Source organism: Duganella sp. GW821-FHT07F09 (assembly GCF_059418705.1).
On the sequence record NZ_JBWKQJ010000006.1, the window covers coordinates 362050 to 377565 of the forward strand.

The 15516-nt window shown below is 63.6% G+C and carries 19 protein-coding genes; 7 read left to right on the forward strand and 12 right to left on the reverse strand.

Annotation, left to right across the window (positions count from 1 at the left end):
* Positions 1 to 31: 31 nt before the first annotated feature.
* The 3 genes from AC07P1_RS18215 to AC07P1_RS18225 form a co-directional block, all read right to left on the reverse strand.
* Positions 32 to 1381, reverse strand: a complete 1350-nt coding sequence (locus AC07P1_RS18215) for an ATP-binding protein (protein ID WP_494697141.1) — start codon at positions 1379 to 1381, stop codon at positions 32 to 34.
* Positions 1382 to 1498: 117 nt separating this feature from the next.
* A complete protein-coding gene (locus tag AC07P1_RS18220) occupies positions 1499 to 2377 on the reverse strand; it encodes a M90 family metallopeptidase (protein WP_494697142.1) in 879 nt (292 codons plus the stop codon).
* Between the two features lie 120 nt (positions 2378 to 2497).
* Complete coding sequence (locus AC07P1_RS18225; protein WP_315218941.1) at positions 2498 to 3082, reverse strand: winged helix-turn-helix domain-containing protein; 585 nt, start codon at positions 3080 to 3082, stop codon at positions 2498 to 2500.
* A 472-nt stretch (positions 3083 to 3554) separates the two neighbouring features.
* Between AC07P1_RS18225 and AC07P1_RS18230 the strand changes: the two genes are divergently transcribed.
* On the forward strand, positions 3555 to 4595 hold the full coding sequence (locus AC07P1_RS18230) for an OmpA family protein (protein WP_494697143.1): 1041 nt from the start codon (positions 3555 to 3557) through the stop codon (positions 4593 to 4595).
* Between the two features lie 50 nt (positions 4596 to 4645).
* The gene (locus AC07P1_RS18235; protein WP_494697144.1) at positions 4646 to 5533 is read left to right on the forward strand and encodes a YihY/virulence factor BrkB family protein; all 888 of its coding nucleotides are present in this window, start codon (positions 4646 to 4648) and stop codon (positions 5531 to 5533) included.
* 78 nt (positions 5534 to 5611) lie between these two features.
* Here AC07P1_RS18235 and AC07P1_RS18240 read toward each other — a convergent pair whose 3' ends face one another.
* On the reverse strand, positions 5612 to 6802 hold the full coding sequence (locus AC07P1_RS18240; RefSeq protein ID WP_494697145.1) for an AI-2E family transporter: 1191 nt from the start codon (positions 6800 to 6802) through the stop codon (positions 5612 to 5614).
* Positions 6803 to 6867: 65 nt separating this feature from the next.
* Entirely contained in the window at positions 6868 to 7179 is a 312-nt protein-coding gene (locus tag AC07P1_RS18245; RefSeq protein WP_494697146.1) for a BON domain-containing protein, read from the reverse strand.
* A gap of 252 nt (positions 7180 to 7431) precedes the next feature.
* On the opposite strand from AC07P1_RS18245, the gene AC07P1_RS18250 reads away from it, so the two are divergent.
* From AC07P1_RS18250 to AC07P1_RS18260, 3 genes are read left to right on the forward strand one after another with little or no spacing between them, the layout of a single operon-like run.
* Positions 7432 to 7881: an outer membrane lipoprotein gene (locus tag AC07P1_RS18250; RefSeq protein ID WP_494697147.1), complete on the forward strand. Its 450-nt coding sequence runs from the start codon at positions 7432 to 7434 to the stop codon at positions 7879 to 7881.
* A gap of 46 nt (positions 7882 to 7927) precedes the next feature.
* Positions 7928 to 8080, forward strand: coding sequence for a DUF3309 family protein (locus AC07P1_RS18255; RefSeq protein ID WP_315218932.1), 153 nt, complete (start codon positions 7928 to 7930; stop codon positions 8078 to 8080).
* Between the two features lie 15 nt (positions 8081 to 8095).
* The gene (locus tag AC07P1_RS18260; RefSeq protein WP_494697148.1) at positions 8096 to 8431 is read left to right on the forward strand and encodes a hypothetical protein; all 336 of its coding nucleotides are present in this window, start codon (positions 8096 to 8098) and stop codon (positions 8429 to 8431) included.
* A 42-nt stretch (positions 8432 to 8473) separates the two neighbouring features.
* Here the strand turns inward: AC07P1_RS18260 and AC07P1_RS18265 are convergent, their stop codons facing one another.
* The 7 genes from AC07P1_RS18265 to AC07P1_RS18295 form a co-directional block, all read right to left on the reverse strand.
* Positions 8474 to 9607 carry a patatin-like phospholipase family protein gene (locus tag AC07P1_RS18265; protein WP_494697252.1) on the reverse strand — a complete coding sequence of 378 codons (1134 nt, stop codon included), beginning with the start codon at positions 9605 to 9607 and terminating at the stop codon, positions 8474 to 8476.
* Between the two features lie 40 nt (positions 9608 to 9647).
* Positions 9648 to 10007: a hypothetical protein gene (locus tag AC07P1_RS18270; protein ID WP_494697149.1), complete on the reverse strand. Its 360-nt coding sequence runs from the start codon at positions 10005 to 10007 to the stop codon at positions 9648 to 9650.
* 11 nt (positions 10008 to 10018) lie between these two features.
* Positions 10019 to 10405, reverse strand: coding sequence for a phage holin family protein (locus AC07P1_RS18275; protein ID WP_494697150.1), 387 nt, complete (start codon positions 10403 to 10405; stop codon positions 10019 to 10021).
* 3 nt (positions 10406 to 10408) lie between these two features.
* Positions 10409 to 10711 (reverse strand): ElaB/YgaM/YqjD family protein, encoded by a 303-nt coding sequence (locus tag AC07P1_RS18280; RefSeq protein ID WP_090320330.1) that lies wholly within the window; start codon positions 10709 to 10711, stop codon positions 10409 to 10411.
* Between the two features lie 63 nt (positions 10712 to 10774).
* A complete protein-coding gene (locus AC07P1_RS18285) occupies positions 10775 to 11311 on the reverse strand; it encodes a ferritin-like domain-containing protein (protein WP_363507865.1) in 537 nt (178 codons plus the stop codon).
* A 92-nt stretch (positions 11312 to 11403) separates the two neighbouring features.
* Positions 11404 to 12312: an OmpA family protein gene (locus AC07P1_RS18290; RefSeq protein ID WP_494697151.1), complete on the reverse strand. Its 909-nt coding sequence runs from the start codon at positions 12310 to 12312 to the stop codon at positions 11404 to 11406.
* Between the two features lie 17 nt (positions 12313 to 12329).
* Complete coding sequence (locus AC07P1_RS18295; RefSeq protein WP_494697152.1) at positions 12330 to 12719, reverse strand: DUF4398 domain-containing protein; 390 nt, start codon at positions 12717 to 12719, stop codon at positions 12330 to 12332.
* Between the two features lie 192 nt (positions 12720 to 12911).
* Here AC07P1_RS18295 and AC07P1_RS18300 point away from each other — a divergent pair, with 192 nt between their 5' ends.
* Complete coding sequence (locus AC07P1_RS18300) at positions 12912 to 15029, forward strand: AsmA family protein (RefSeq protein ID WP_494697153.1); 2118 nt, start codon at positions 12912 to 12914, stop codon at positions 15027 to 15029.
* Positions 15030 to 15138: 109 nt separating this feature from the next.
* Positions 15139 to 15360: a YMGG-like glycine zipper-containing protein gene (locus tag AC07P1_RS18305; RefSeq protein ID WP_090320315.1), complete on the forward strand. Its 222-nt coding sequence runs from the start codon at positions 15139 to 15141 to the stop codon at positions 15358 to 15360.
* The last annotated feature ends 156 nt before the right edge of the window (positions 15361 to 15516 follow it).

A 15516-nucleotide genomic window follows, 5' to 3' on the forward strand; every position in this document is an offset into this window, starting at 1 on the left:
GCTAATCCGCCCTACATGTCTCCATGGACGGCTATCCCTTTGACGGTGCAGCGGATTCCAAAGATTGCGGCGGGCGCACCGGCAGGTGCACCGTGAAGCGCGTGCCCTTGCCGACCACCGAGGCGACGTCGATGCGCCCGCCATGGCGGTTGACGATGCCGTAGGACAGCGACAGCCCCAGGCCCGTGCCGCTGCCGACCGGCTTGGTGGTGAAGAACGGTTCGAAGATGCGATTGAGGTTGGCCTGCTCGATGCCGACGCCGTTGTCGCCGACCTCGATCCACACCCAGCCGTCCGGGCCGCTGCCCTCGGTGCCGGTGCGGATCGTGATCACACCGCCCTGGTCGCGCAGCGCGTGGGCCGCGTTGACCAGCAAATTCATGAACACCTGGTTCAGTTGCGAGGCCAGGCAGGTGACCGGCGGCAGCACGCCGTACGCCTTGTCGACCCGCGCCTTGTACTTGATCTCGTTGCTGACGATGGTCAGCGTGCTGTCGAGGCCGTGGTGCAGATCGGCCACCTGCCACTCCGTCTCGCCGACGTGCGAAAAATCCTTGAGCGCCTGGACGATGTCCTTGACCCGCTTGAGTCCGTCCATCGACTCGCGCACCAGGTCGGTCACGTCCTCCTTGAGGAATTCCAGGTCGGCCTGGCTGCGCAGCGCGGCCAGCTGGGCCGCCAGGTTGGGATGGGGCGCGGCCGCCTGCTCGTACTTGTCGATCACGCCGAGCAGGGTGCCGACATAGTTCTTCAGCGAGCTCATGTTGGAATTGACGAAGCCGACCGGGTTGTTGATCTCGTGCGCGATGCCGGCGGCGAGCTGGCCGATCGACGCCATCTTCTCCGATTGCAGCAGCTGCTCGTGGGCGCTGCGCAGTTCGCCGATCAGTTGTTGCTGTTCGACGCCGCGCGCCTGCAGCGCCTCCTCCATCAGCTTGCGCTGGGTGATGTCGGTGAGCGAGCCAATCACCTCCAGGGGCGCGCCCTTCTCGTCGCGGATCAGGCGCAGCGAATCGTGCATCCACAGATAGCTGCCGTCGTGGATGCGGAAGCGGTATTCGTAGGCGCGCTGGCCCTCGGTGAATATCAGCGCCAGGCTGGAGAAGATGTTGGGGGCGTCGTCGGGGTGGATGTGGTCGAACCAGAAATTGGGGTCGGCCACCATCTGCTCCGGACGGTAGCCCAGCACATTGAAGGCGTTGTTGCTGACGAAGGTCATCTTGAAGTCACCGCTGGGCACGGTGCAATAGATGATGCCCGGGGTGTTGTCGACCAGGTACTGCAGCCGGACGATGGGCGACGTCGCCTCGGCGGCGGCGGCCGGGGCGGCGCGCGGCGCGCTGGCGTCGGAGGAAAATAATTCGAACTCGTCAAATTGCATGGTGATAGCCTCATTGGCGTCGCTCATTACCAATTATGCCTCAACAGTGATCGCGTGGGGCGGATTAGCGTGGCGTAATCGGCCATCGCGTGCATCCGGCTGCCACGATCGCGACGGTCAGTGGGACCAGGTCGGCGTCCAGCCGTGTGACGGGTCGGTTGGCGGTTCGGGCGGCGGTGGCGGCGGCAGCCACTCGCGCGGGTCGACGCGGTAGTACTTGAGGAACTCGGCGAACAGCTCGCCGTGGTGCTCGGCCATCTGGTACGGCTTTTCAAAGAAGGTTTCGGTGGCCACGGCGAAAAACTCGGCCGGATTGGTGGCGCCGTAATGGTCCATCACGCTGTGCTGGCGGTACATCGCGCTGTGCCGCAGGTTCTGGAAATTGCGCGACAAGACCTCGGCCCACTCGTTGTAGCTGTCGGGGCTGCCCAGGTAGGGAGCGCCGTTGGCGCGGCCGGACTCGCTGTCGAGCTGGTGCGCGAACTCGTGCAGCACGATGTTGTGGCCGTCGGTCCAGTCGTCGGCGCCGCGCCGCACATCGTCCCACGACAGCACCACGCGGCCGTCGTCCCACGATTCGCCCAGCATGCTCTGGTGGCCGGGCGTGACGACGCCGCCCGGGCCGACCTCGGCGCGGCGCGCCACGAACTCGCTCGGATAGACCAGGATGGTGTGCAGCGCCGGGTAGACCTTGGTGGGACGGTTGAGCAGCAGCAGGCAAGCCTGGCCGGCGATGATGACGGCCATCTCGTCGGTCACCTCGACGCCTTCGCAGCCGACGAATTTTTTCTGATGCAAAAATTGCACCACCAGTCGTTGCAGCTGCTGCTGCAACTCCGGTGTCATGCGGCGGTAGACGGGGATGTTGCGGTGTAAAACGGCCTGCGCCTCGGCCGGCAACGGCCGGGCCAGCACCCTTTGCAGGCGCCAGCGGGGCACATAAAAGGGCAGCGCTATCGCCAGCGCCGTCAGGCCGATCCAGATCAAAGCTTCCATGTGCCGCGTCCGTGTTATCTATCCAGTGCAGGCTAAATGGGGCGGCTTGTCTGCTTTTCAATATGCAACAGCCGGGCATGCCCGGCTGTCGATAACCACGTGTGCGCCGGCCTCGGCGGCTTAGTCGGCGGCTTTTTGCTCCGAAGGCGCCGAACCGAACAGCGCGGCGACCAGCGGATCGCGCATCACCGGGCCACGGTTGACGCGGATCGCGTAGTGGGTGTCGTCGGCCAGGATGTGGAAATGGCGGCCGCTGCCGGCCATGGCCTGCTCGCGGATGCCCGGGCGTTCCTTGCGCGGCGGCGCGCCTTCGCGCTTCGGCTGGACGATCGCGGCCAGGAAGGCGGCGACGCGTTCCGGGTCGGGGGTCAGCTGGTAGACGGCCTTGCCCAGGTAGGTGGCGGTGCCTTCGACATAGCGGGCCAGTTCAATGACGCCGGCTTCGCGCAGGTCGCGGATATATTTGCGGGCGCCGGACGGCGAGAATTTGAGGAACCAGGCGATTTCGTCGGCCAGCATCTCGTGCATGGACAGCTCGCCGATCAGTTTTTGCATGTTTTCTATGCGGCGCAGGGTCGCGGAGGTCGAACGCACACGCTCGATCGACGCCATCGACAGCGCCGGTTTGCGGTCCAGCGGAGCCGGAGCCGGACGCTCCACCAGCATCAGCTTGGTGGTCGCCTGCATTTCCGGCGAAGCTTTCATCTCGTTCTGAACCAGATGTTGAGGTTGTCTAACTGCATGCATTTGAACACTCCTTATAACAATTTGCCGAGATTAGTGGCAGCGAGAGGGGTGGCCTACGGTTTGAAACGCCACAGTCTCTGCATCTGACTCAAGAATGCCGTTTCGTGGCGCACCAGTCTGTGCGGCAACGAACATTAGTGACAGAACTTCAGACTTATTGATCTGTGAACCCGTTTTCGGCGGCGCCGGCGCATGACTTTTGGTCCCTATAGTCTTCGGACCAAAGGAATCAAGCAAAAGTTTCAAGTTTTGTGTACGATTTGATACAGCGCAAGCTTTTGTGCGGTAGCGAACCGACCACATCATGAAAGTTACCTATTCTTCGGTCCAACAGCGGTAAACACTGAACTGCTGCTGATGAAGCGATAAGTTTGAGAAACAAACGAAGAAACAAACGCTACACGCCATATTTATCAATCGGGAGCATACTTTGAATAAAACTAAGAAAATCGTCCTCGCCGTCGCAGCCCTCTGCGCGTCGTTCTCCGCCGTCGCTCAAGACGCGGTCATCAATCCATCGTGGTACGTACAGCCGAGCATCAACGGCATGAAGCCTGACAACGACGCATTCGGCGTCGACAAAAAGGGCTACGGCGGCGGCCTGAAGTTCGGTAAAGCCCTGAACGAGCAGTGGGATGTCCAGCTGGGCGGCACCTACGCCCGCTCGAAGGAAAACGGCGAGCGCTATCAGCAGCAGAGCCTGGGCGCGGACGCCCTGTATATGTTCTCCCGTAAATCGTTCCGTCCATTTATCCTGGTCGGCGCCGGCGTCGAGCGCGACAAGTCGAATCTGAACACCTTCGGCGAAATCGCCAAGAACTCGCCGTACGTCAGCGCCGGCCTGGGTTTCCAGGCCGACCTGAACGAGCGCACCAGCTTCCAGGCGGACATCCGCAACCAGCACGCCTTCCTGCGCGGCGATGCCTTCCCTCCTAGCAAAGCGGACAACGTCTACGTGACCATCGGCCTGAACTTCGCGTTCGCCGCGCCACCGCGCCCTGCCCCACCGGCACCGCCGCCTGCGCCGGAAGCCGTGCAGCCGCCGCCACCGCCGGCACCGGTCGCGCCACCGCCACCACCGCCAGCGCGCTTCGAAAAAGTGACGATGTCGTCGACCGAGCTGTTCTCCTTCGACAGCGCCAAGCTGAACCCGAACCAGCCTAAGCTGGACGAGATCGCCACCGTGCTGAACGCCAACCCGACCGTCGACAACGTCGTCATCACCGGCTACGCCGACCGTCTGGGCAGCGACAAGTACAACCAGAAGCTGTCCGAGCAGCGCGCCAACACGGTCAAGGGCTACCTGGTCGGCAAGGGCGTCGCCGCCAACCGCCTGGTCGCCGAAGGCAAGGGCGAGGCCAATCCTGTTGTCACCTGCGACAACAAGAAGCGCGCCGACCTGATCAAGTGCCTGGAACCTAACCGTCGCGTCGAAGTCGAACAGATCACGATCGAACGCCGCGTCAATTAATTAATTAATTGAGGAGCCCCGCGACGCAAGTCGCGGGGCTTTTTTTTTATATGAACAAAAACATAGTCTCGGTACTGAAATGCACCGTCTACGAATGGCTCGACCATCGCGGCGGCAGCATGGGCGCGGCGCTGGCCTTCTACACGCTGTTTTCGCTGGCCCCGATCCTGGTGCTGGTGCTGGCGATCGCCGGCTGGTTCTACGGCCCGCAGGCGGCCCAGGGCGAGCTGTTCGCGCAGCTGCGCGGCCTGGTCGGCAACCAGGGCGCCGAAGCGATCCAGCTGGTGCTGGCCGGCGCCCGCAGCAAGGAGGAAGGACGCCTGGCCACCATGATCGCCGGCGCCCTGCTGCTGTTCGGCGCCACCACCGTGTTCGCCGAGCTCAAGGCGAGCCTGGACGCGATCTGGCAGGTGCCGCCGCTCGAAACCGGCACGGTGTGGGACGTCGTCCGCACCCGCTTGCTGTCGTTCGGCATGGTGCTGGTGCTGGCGTTCCTGCTGATGGTGTCGCTGGTGGTCAGCGCGGTGTTGACGGTGCTGGAGAAATACGTGCACAGCGTCTGGGTCAACGCCGGCGATCTGCTGACCGGCATCAACTATGCGATCAGTTTCGCCGTGATCGCCGCGCTGTTCGGCGTGATCTTCAAGATGCTGCCGAGGGTCAAGCTGTCGTGGCACGACGTCACCATCGGCGCGTTGGGCACGGCGGCCTTGTTTTCGCTGGGGAAGTACGCGATCGGCGCCTACATCGGCAACAGCGGCGTGGCCAGCAGCTACGGCGCGGCCGGCTCGGTGATCGCGCTGCTGCTGTGGGTGTACTACTCGGCGCAGATCTTCTTCCTGGGTGCGGAGTTCGCGCGGCAGTATGCGCTGCAGCTGGGGAGCTTGCGCCATCGGCCACCGCCCCAAACCACCAAGGTCACCAAACAAAACACGTAAACACACCACGGGTCGTCATTCCCGTGACAAAAAAAAGGCCGGCGCATTGCCGGCCTTTCGCTATGTTCGGCGGTCCGGCTACTCGCCCAGCAACTCCGCCACCACTTCCATCCCCTCGACCCGCTCGGCGACGACCTTGACGATCACGATCACCGGCACGCCCAGCAGCAAGCCCCAGACGCCCCACAACCAGCCCCAGAACAGCAGGCTGACGAACACCGCCGCCGCGTTCATGCGCGCGAAACGCCCCGTCATCCAGGTCGTGATCACCGTCCCGACCAGGGTGGCGATGGCCAGCGAACTCCCCATCACCAGCAAACTCATCTGCAGCGATTCGAATTGCAGGAAGGCGACGATGCCGGTGGCCAGCATGATCAGCAGCGGGCCGAAGTACGGCATCAAGTGCAGCAAGCCGGCCACGATGGCCCAGGCCCCGGCGTTCTCGAGGCCGATCCAGCGCAGCGCCACCCACATCAGCAGCGCCAGCAGGCCGTTGGTCACCAGCAGCATCAGCATGTATTTCTGGATCGAGGTGTTGATGTCCTCGAGAATATGCACGGTGATCTTCTTCTTCGACAGCGACGGCCCGGTCAACTTGACCAGCTTGCGCTTGAACGTGTCCCCGGACAGCAGCAGGAAAAACACCAGGAAGATGACCATCGTGGCCTGGCTCAGGAAACCCACCAGGCCCATCGATCCGGCCCAGACCCAATCCATCAGCGGGAAATCCGAGGCCGGGGCCGGCGTGGAGCGGCGCGAGTTGCGTCGTTCCTGGGCGCCGGCGGTGGCCTGCTGCAATTCGGTGGCGACCGCCTGGATGCGCTGCAGCGCGCTGGAGCCGCCGTGCAAGCGCTCCGAGACCAGGCGCGACAATTTGTGGCCGGCGCTGGGCAGCTCTTCAACAATGGATTCGAATTGGCCGTGCAGCTTGTCGACCACCAGCGCCGAACCGCCAACCATGGCGAAGGTGATGAGGGTGGCGCCGATGATGCGCGGAACGCGGCGGCGCTCCAGCCAGCCCATCAGCGGGCTGAGCGTGTAACTGATCAGAATGCCGAGCAGGAGGGGAACCAGGAAGCCGCGCGACCATTGCAGCGCGTAGACAAAGGCGACCGTGGCGATGACGCCGAGCGCGAGGCCTCGGGCGTTGACATGCAGGGGAATGCGGGGGAGATTGCTTGTATCGGGTTCGGCCGCGAGGGTCGGACCGGTGGCCACATTGCTGGCCGGAGTTGGAGGGAGGGAAATCTCTACAGGCGGCTGGCTCATGATGACTCACAAAAAAATCCCGGCGCGGCATGCTCCAGGGAGCACGGCGCGCCGGCAGATAAAGCTTACTTGACGCGGATGTCGTTCTTGACCTGGGTCACGCCTTTGACGCCACGGGCCACTTCGCCTGCTTTGGCGATGTCGGCCGGCTGGGCGACGAAGCCGCTCAGCTGCACGGTGCCTTTGAAGGTTTCGACATTGATTTCGGTCGACTTCAGGGTCGGCTCGTTAAAGATGCTGGCTTTCACTTTGGTGGTGATGACCGAATCGTCGACAAATTCGCCGGTGCCTTCTTTGGTGGCCGTCGAAGCGCAGCCGGCGGTGGCCAGCAGCGAAACGGTGAACAGGGCGGTGGCGATTTTATGTGCGATTTTCATGGCGGTTCTCCTTGGAGTTATTAACTAAATGAGTTTGTCAGCCAGCGGGACGTTTGGACATCTCTGCTACCGATGTAGACGTTGTACGTGGTTTCCAAATGGACATCTGTACGGTACCGTACACAGATAAAATTTTGGCGCCGGGTGGCATACCCGCCCCGCCGCCCCCCCACTTGGCAACCTTCGTGCGAGACCGCACAGACCCACCGATGCCGCCTCACTATTCTGGAATCACATTTTCAGGAGAACAACATGAACCACACAAAAACCCTGGCTGCACTGATGATCGCCGGCACCGCCGTGTTAAGCGGCTGCGCCAGCACCAATAGCGCGCCGCAACAAGTCTCGTACCAGAATCAAAACGAATCGGCCAGCTACGGCACCATCGAGTCGATCCAGATCAAACAAGCGAAGGCCGGCACCAGCGGCGCCGGCGCCGTCGCGGGCGGCCTGGTGGGCGCCCTGCTGGGTAACCAGGTCGGCTCGGGCAGCGGCCGCGCCGCCGCCACCGTGGCCGGCGCCGTCGGCGGCGCCGTGGTCGGCAACACCGTCGAGGGCAACCGCAACGAAGCGAAAGAGGAATATCAGATCAGCGTGCGCATGGACAACGGCGACTACCGCATGGTGAACCAGGACAGCGTGTATGACCTGCGCGTCGGCAACCGCGTGCGCCTGGTCGATGGCCGCCTGTACCGCTATTGATTTTGATGCTGTTCTACATTAACGCATACTAACTAAGGGGAACACCATGGGCACCATCATTCTGATTATTCTGGTCCTGGCATTGATCGGCGCGCTGCCGACCTGGCCGCACAGCCGCAACTGGGGCTACGCGCCCAGCGGTATCACCGGCCTGATCGTGCTGATCCTGCTGATCATGCTGCTGACGGGCCGACTGTAAACACGGGAGGACAGCATGACTCGTTTCCATCATATCGCATGCGGCTTCGCGCTGGCCTGCGCGGCGCTGGCGGCGCAGGCGCAGGACAACACGCCGCCGCAAAACGTCCAGCTGCAACAGCAGGAAATCGCCAAGGGCGATCCGGCGCGATGGTACAAGGAGGACGCCACCAGCGCCGAGCAGTCGCGCACCTTGCGCAAGGAAATGGGCGCCGCGCTGGCGGAGTCCACCAACGCCTGCAAGAAAGGGCCGGCGAGCGAACGCGACGCCTGCATCCGCGAAGCGCGCGAGACCTACAAGCGCGACATGGAGAAGGTGCCGCAGGTTCTCGCGGAGAATAAACGGCAATAGTATTTATGAAGTGGGTACGATGGGTACAAGCCGCCTGAGCGATCAGGCGGCTTTTCCACGTGCGCCGGCCGGCATGGCGGCGGGCAGCGGTGGCAGCTCATGGACCACCAGCGGCGTATCTTCCGACACGAAGGCCAGCCAGCCCGCCGCCTCGACGGCACGCATGCCGTCCTGGTAGCCCTGGTCCCAGCGCCACTCGGTCGAGCCCTTGGAAAAATTGATGTCCTTGGCCGCCATATTCCAGTCCCGTCCCGCGTATTCGAGGCGCACCACATGCAAGGTGGTGCCGCAGCCCAGTTCGGCCAGATCCTGCTCGCCCTGCTCCGTTTGCGCATGCTCGGGCAACGCGGCGTACAGGCTGCGCAGCTTTTGCTGCATCTTGTGGCGGGCCACGTAATCGTCCAGATGACGCTTGGAACGCGACGCGAAGGTGACATCCTTCTGGCGCGTCTGCACTTCGTCCAGGGTGGTGGGTTCCTCGCCGTCTGCGCTCCACAGGTCGACCATGAAGCACAAGGTATCGACCGGTGCCGGGTCGTCCAGCACCGTCTCGAGCGGCGTGTTGGAATACAGGCCGCCATCCCAGTACAGGTCGCCGTCGACGCGCACCGCCGGAAAACCGGGCGGCAAGGCGCCGCTGGCGCGGATGTGGTCGACATTGATGTCGAGGTCGCGGTTGTCGAAGCTGCGCAAGGTGCCGCACGTCACCTTGAGGGCGTTGACGGTCAGGCGCATGCCTTCGGGACCATTGAGGTAGTCGAAGTCGATCAGGGAATTCAACGTCTCGCCCAGCTCGGCGGTATCGTAGAAGCTGGCCTCCTCCGGCGCGACGGCCGTGCCGGCGGCAAAGGGGCTCAACAGACGTGGCTTGAAGAAGCCGGGCACGCCGCGTAACAACGTGTCCCAGGTTTGCATCAGAATATTGGAGCGGCGCTGCGCGTCCGGTAGGCGCGCCATGTCGAAGGGGTCGCGGTGCGACACACCTTCCCAGAACTGGCGCAGGCGCGCCAGCCGGGTTTCGTGCGGATTGCCGGCCAGGATGGCGCCATTGATGGCGCCGATCGAGGTGCCGACGATCCAGTCGGGCGCCAGGCCATGCTCGTGCAGTGCCTGGAAAACGCCGGCCTGATAGGCGCCCAACGCCCCGCCCCCTTGCAGCACCAGCACGATGCGCATGCCCGAGGGGTTCAGTTTGTTGGACGTGGCACTCAAGGCGCTAGTCCGTGGCGCGCTTGCGGCGCATCAGCCAGGCAGTGCCCAGCCCCAGCACAGCGGCCACGCCAAGCGCCGGCTTGACCAGCTTCTTGCGGGCGATGAACGAGCCCACCGTCAGCGCGTACGGCATCAACGCCTTGTAATTAAAACCGCTGAGGCCGCCCGGCTGCAGCAGCCCGCCAAGACGGGCCTGCGCCAGTCCGACGGCATGGTCTACCGCGCCATGAAACAACGCATCCGGATGCAGCGCGTTGGCCACCAGGGCCTTCGAGTGCACAACCTTGATGCGATACAACTCGCCTTCGCGGATCAGCCGCTGTTTGTCAGCGTCGAATGCCGCGCTTTCCGCGTCTTTCGTCATATGTGCTCCTGTTACAACAGCATGTCGCGGTCGGATTTCAGTTCGGCCATGGTCGCGGGCATGCCCAGCTTGCCGCTGCGGATCAACCCGCGCGCATACACCATCAGGCCGATAGCGAGCAGCAGGAAGACGCCGGTCATAATGGGCAGGATCGTCCAGCCCAGCGTATCCCACGCCAGATAAGCGATCGTGACGGTGGCATAGGCGAGCGCGAAGCAACCCGCCACCACCGCCAGCGCGAACGCCAGCACCAGATGCATCAGGTGGTTGCGCACCTGCGACAATTCCAGCGCGGCCAGCTCCAGCCGCGTCAGCAGCAGGCCGATGCTGTTGCGAGCGATATTGCCCAGCGACGCGATCAGGCCTGGCGGACGTGTCAACTCGTCAGCTTGCGCCATGGATTACTTGCGGCCGATGATGACACCGATCAGCAGGCCCACGGCTGCCGCGCCGGCGATCGAGCGCCATGGATTTTCTTTGACGTAGACGTCGGCCTGCTTGGCCGCTTCCTTGCTGGCGGCGAGAGCGCTGATTTGCGCGTCGTGCGCCTTGGCCAGAGCGGTGTCGAGCGCGCGCATACCGCGGCCGCGCAGTTCTTCAGCCTTTTCACCGGTCAGGGCGGTGGCGGCGGTAAACAATGCTTGCGCATCTTTGACCAGAGTTTTCACGTCGTTATTCACGGTAGAGATATTTTGTTCCAGCATGATGGAGCTCCTATTATGGTTGTGAGGTGTGAAAACTTTACAGCAAAATCAGAATGTTAGTCGTTATTCAAGCAAATCGCGCATATCATCGGCGTGTTCTTCTTCCACGGCCATGATACTGATCAAAAGATGGCGCGTCGTCGGATCGGTGTCGCCGATCTGTTCGATCATCTGGCGGTACGATTCGATCGCCACCCGCTCGGCGATCAGGTTCGAGCGGATCATCGCTTGCACGTCTTCCGACGCATCATACTCGGCATGGCTGCGATCGAGCAACGTTGCAGGATTGAAATCAGGTTGGCCGTTCAGTTGGACGATGCGTTCGGCCAGCGAATCGGCGTGTTCCTGTTCCTGTTGGGCGTGCTCTAGGAACTCGGCCTTGATCGGACCGTTCTGCAAACCGCTGACCGTGTAATAGTGACGCTTGTAACGCAGCACGCACACCAGTTCGGTCGCCAGCGCCTCGTTGAGCATCTTGATGACGGCGGCGCGGTCACCCTTGTAGCCGGCCGTTACCGGACCGTCCTCCAGATTGCGGGCGGCGGCGCGGATGGCTTCACGATCGATGCCTGCCGGTTGGGTGGGGTTGGATTCAGCCATGATATTTTCCTTAAAAAAGTACAGAAAGTCTTGATAGCGATGCGTCGGCGCCGGCGCCGGAACGTGCGGCGCGGGCGTCCCAAAGCCGGCTATTAACGGCGGTTGGCGATCGGCGCGCCGTTTTGCGACAGCACGATCTCAACGCGGCGGTTCAGCTGGCGGCTGCCGGCGTCGCTGTTGCTGGCGACCGGGTAAGCGGCGCCATAGCCACGGGTGGCGATCTTGTCGGCCTTCACGCCCAGACGGATCAGGGCGCTACGCACGGATTCGGCGCGGCGCTGCGACAGGTCCAGGTTGTGCGCCGACGAACCGGTGGAGTCGGTAAACCCTTCGATCAACACGGCGCTCTGTGGTTCCTGCAGCAGCACATCGGCCATCTTCTGGGCGGTGCGCATGCCTTCGGCGCTGAGCTCGGCCTTGTCGACATTGAACAGCACGTCGTTCAAGGTGATGACCAGGCCACGGTCGGTTTGCTTGGCTTGCAGATCGGCCAGCTGCTGTTGCAGCGCGGCGCTTTTCGATTGCTCTTCGCGCACGCTGGCGGTGGCCGCCTCGGCCTGGCGACGGGCGGCGTCGGCATCGGCCTTGGCTTGCTCGGCGCTCACCTTGGCCTTGTCGGCTTCCTGGGTGCGCTGCTGCAGACGGATCTCGTCGCGCTGGCGGCCGGCGTTGGCGACGTCGGACTCGGCCTGCTTGCTCTTGGCCACTTCCTGGGCGACGGCGATCTTCTGCTTGGCCAGATAAGCCAGCTTGTCGATCGCTTCCACGCTTTCCTTCTTGTCGGCGGCGGCGTTGGCGCGGTCCAGCGCCTCGGCGGCGGCCTTGAACTCGACCGGGGCGTTGGCCGCGACCGATGGATTGCTTTGCGCGGCCGAGAAGTCGCCACGGGTCTGGTCGAGCAGGCTGGTGGTGGTGGGCGCGGAGCTGCAAGCGGCCAGCATGATCGACACCGCCAGCACGGTTGGCATGACGCTCAGTTTTTTCAGGTTCAGCTGTTTCATGATGATTCCCTCGTCTATTATTGGGTGGTGGTGCTATTGCGGTTCAGCTCTTCGCGCAGCACGCGGATGCTCTGTTGCAGCTCGTCGGCGGCGGCGGTGGCCTTGGTCGAATTGGCCTTGCTCTGCGCCAGCTGGGCATCGGCCTGGGCCTGCGCGGCCAGATCGCGGGCGGTCTTGTAATCCTTGTTGGCCAGCGCCTGGTTGGCGCGCGCCATCTTCTCACGGGCCGATTGCATTTCGGCCGGGGCCAGCTCGGCGGCGCCGGCGGAGGTGGCGTTGGCCACGGCGGCGCGCGATACGGCGACATCGGCGGTGGCCGGGGTTTTGTTGCTAGCGCAAGCGGTCAGGCCCAGCAGCACCGCGGCGCCGCAAATCATGGTCAGTCTTTGGTGTAAGGTCGTCGTCATTATTGTTCTCCTTGAAAGTTTATGTGGACAGATAACGTTATAGGCCGTTGCCTGCGGTGCTTCAGTACGCTGCCGCACATTGAACAAGGGGAGCCGCCCGGGGCGCCGCAGAGGGTGCGCCAGCGCACAACCGGGGCCGCTTGCGCCGCGTAGGGTGTGTAAAATGCCGTTACCAATAAGAAAGGCCAACCGATGACCCCGCAGGACCAGAACCGCAGCGCCCCCGCCACTTCGAGCACCCGCCGTCTCCCGAGCAAGACCCGCATTGCCGTCGCCGTCGCCGGCGTGGCGATCGCCGTTCCCGTGATCGCGGCCATCGTGCTGGCGAACTACGACTGGAACAAGGCGCGTCCCTGGCTCAACGACAAGATCGGCGAAGCGATCGACCGGCCGTTCGACATACGCGGCGATTTGTCGCTGACGTGGCAACAGCAGGGATTGTCGGGCGCGGACCGCACGTGGCGCGACTACCTGCCGCTGCCGCACCTGGTCGCCAAGGACGTTCACGTCGGCAATCCGGCCGGCATGCGGGCGCCGGCGGAAATGGCCAGCGTCGGCCAGTTCGCCTTCGGCGTCGAACTGCTGCCGCTGCTTCAACACAAGATCGCTATCCCGGTGCTGCGCTTCGACAATCCCACCGTGCTGCTGCAGCGCGATGCCGACGGCAAGAACAACTGGACCTTCAAGCAGGCCGACAAGCCGTCGCCGTGGAAGCTCGACCTGCAGCGCGTGGTCTTCTCCAAAGGCGCGGTGCACTACATCGACGCCATGACCCATGTGGACGCCACCGCCGCCGTCGACTCGATCAACGCCGATCCGACCTACGGCGTGTCGTGGAAGCTGCGCGGCAAATGGAACAATCAAGCCATCACCGGCAGCGGCAAGTCCGGCGCGGTGCTGTCGCTGCAGCAGCAGACCGTGCCCTTCCCGCTCGCCGCCAGCCTGGACGTGGGCGGCACCCGCATCGCCGTCGAGGGCACCTTGACCAAGCCGAGCGCGCTGACCGCGCTCGACATGCGCCTAAAGATTTCCGGCCCCAGCATGGCCCGCCTGTACGGCATCACCGGCGTGCTGCTGCCGGAGACGCCCGCCTTCGCCACCGAGGGCCATCTGACCGGCAACATCGGCACCAACGCCAGCCACTGGATCTACGACAAATTCACCGGCCGCGTCGGCAACAGCGACATCCACGGCAAACTCGACTACCGTTCCGGCCAGCCGCGTCCGGTGCTTACGGGCGCCGTGGAATCGAAGCTGCTGCAGTTCTCCGACCTCGGGCCGCTGGTCGGCGCCGACTCCAACGCCAGCAAGCAGGCGCGCGGCGTCGAGGCCGTCCAGCCGGGCAACCGGGTGCTGCCGGTCGAGACCTTCAAGACCGAACGCTGGACCGCGCTCGACGCCGACGTCAGCTTCAAGGCGCAGCGCATCACGCGCGACGGCGGCCTGCCGATCCACAACCTCGACACCCTGATCCACATGAAGGACGGCGTGCTGTCGCTGACGCCGATGAACTTCGACATCGCCGGTGGGCGCTTCACGTCCAACATCATGCTCGACGGCAGCGGCAAGATCAATCCGAACGCCATCCGCGCCGAGCTCAAGGCCGGCGCGCGCAAGCTGCAGCTCAAGCAGCTGTTCCCCACCATCGACGGCATGCAGGCCACCGTCGGCCAGGTCAACGCGGACATGTCGCTGTCGGCCACGGGCAACTCGGTGGCAAGTTTGCTGGGCTCGTCGAACGGCGAACTCAAAGGCGTGATCAACGAGGGCAGCGTCAGCAAGCTGCTGCTGGAGGAAATGGGACTCAACCTGGGCAATGTCGTGCTGACCAAGCTGATCGGCGACAAGCAGGTCAAGCTCAACTGCATGGTGACCGACTTCAGCGTCACCAACGGCTTGATGCGCTCGCGCCTGTTCGTGGTCGACACCTCCGACGCCAGGATCGACGTCGCCGGCACGGTCAACCTGGAGAACGAGAAACTGAACCTGACCTTGCGGCCGGACGCCAAGGGTGTGCGCGTGATCTCGCTGCGGGCGCCGATTTATGTGCGCGGCACCTTCAAGGACCCCGACGTGAGCATCGACAAGGGCGTGCTGGCGATGCGCGCCGGCGGCGCGCTGGCTTTGGCCGTGGTGGCCCCGGTCGCGGCGATACTGCCGCTGATCAACGCCGGGCCGGGCGAAACGACCGGCTGCGAAACCCTGCTGGCCCAGGGCGGCGGCAAGCCGGTGGCGCCGCCGCCTGGCCAGAGCTTGCGGGAAAAGCCCGGCAAGAACGCCCAAAACGTCAAGCCGCAACCTAAAGGGTAACAAGGTGTTTCAATGTGCGCTGTCGTACGGAAATTGGCGACGCGCAGACGTACTCTGACGTCATTGGAGCGGGCCGGACGCCGCGCCTTAACAGCGTAAGGAGAAGATTATGAACATCAAACGTATCGCATCGACCGCGGCAATCCTGGCCGCCACCCTGGGCCTGAGCGCGTGCGCCGGCATGTCTTCGCAAGATAAAAGCACGGCGGTGGGCGCCGGCGTGGGCGCGGTGGCCGGCTCGGTATTGACCGGCGGCAGCGCGGTCGGCACGGTCGGCGGCGCGGCCGTCGGCGGCGTGATCGGTAACCAGGTCAACAAGCCACCGCGTTAATCCCAGCACATTTAACGCGGCAAACGAACCGCCCCATTCAAGCCGAAGCCCGGCTTGAATGGGGCGGTTTTGCATGGGCGCCGGATCAATAGCCGACGCTGCCGGTGTAGGCGTTTAAATAATACTTTTCAGAAAAAATTCCTTAAGGAAACCTGT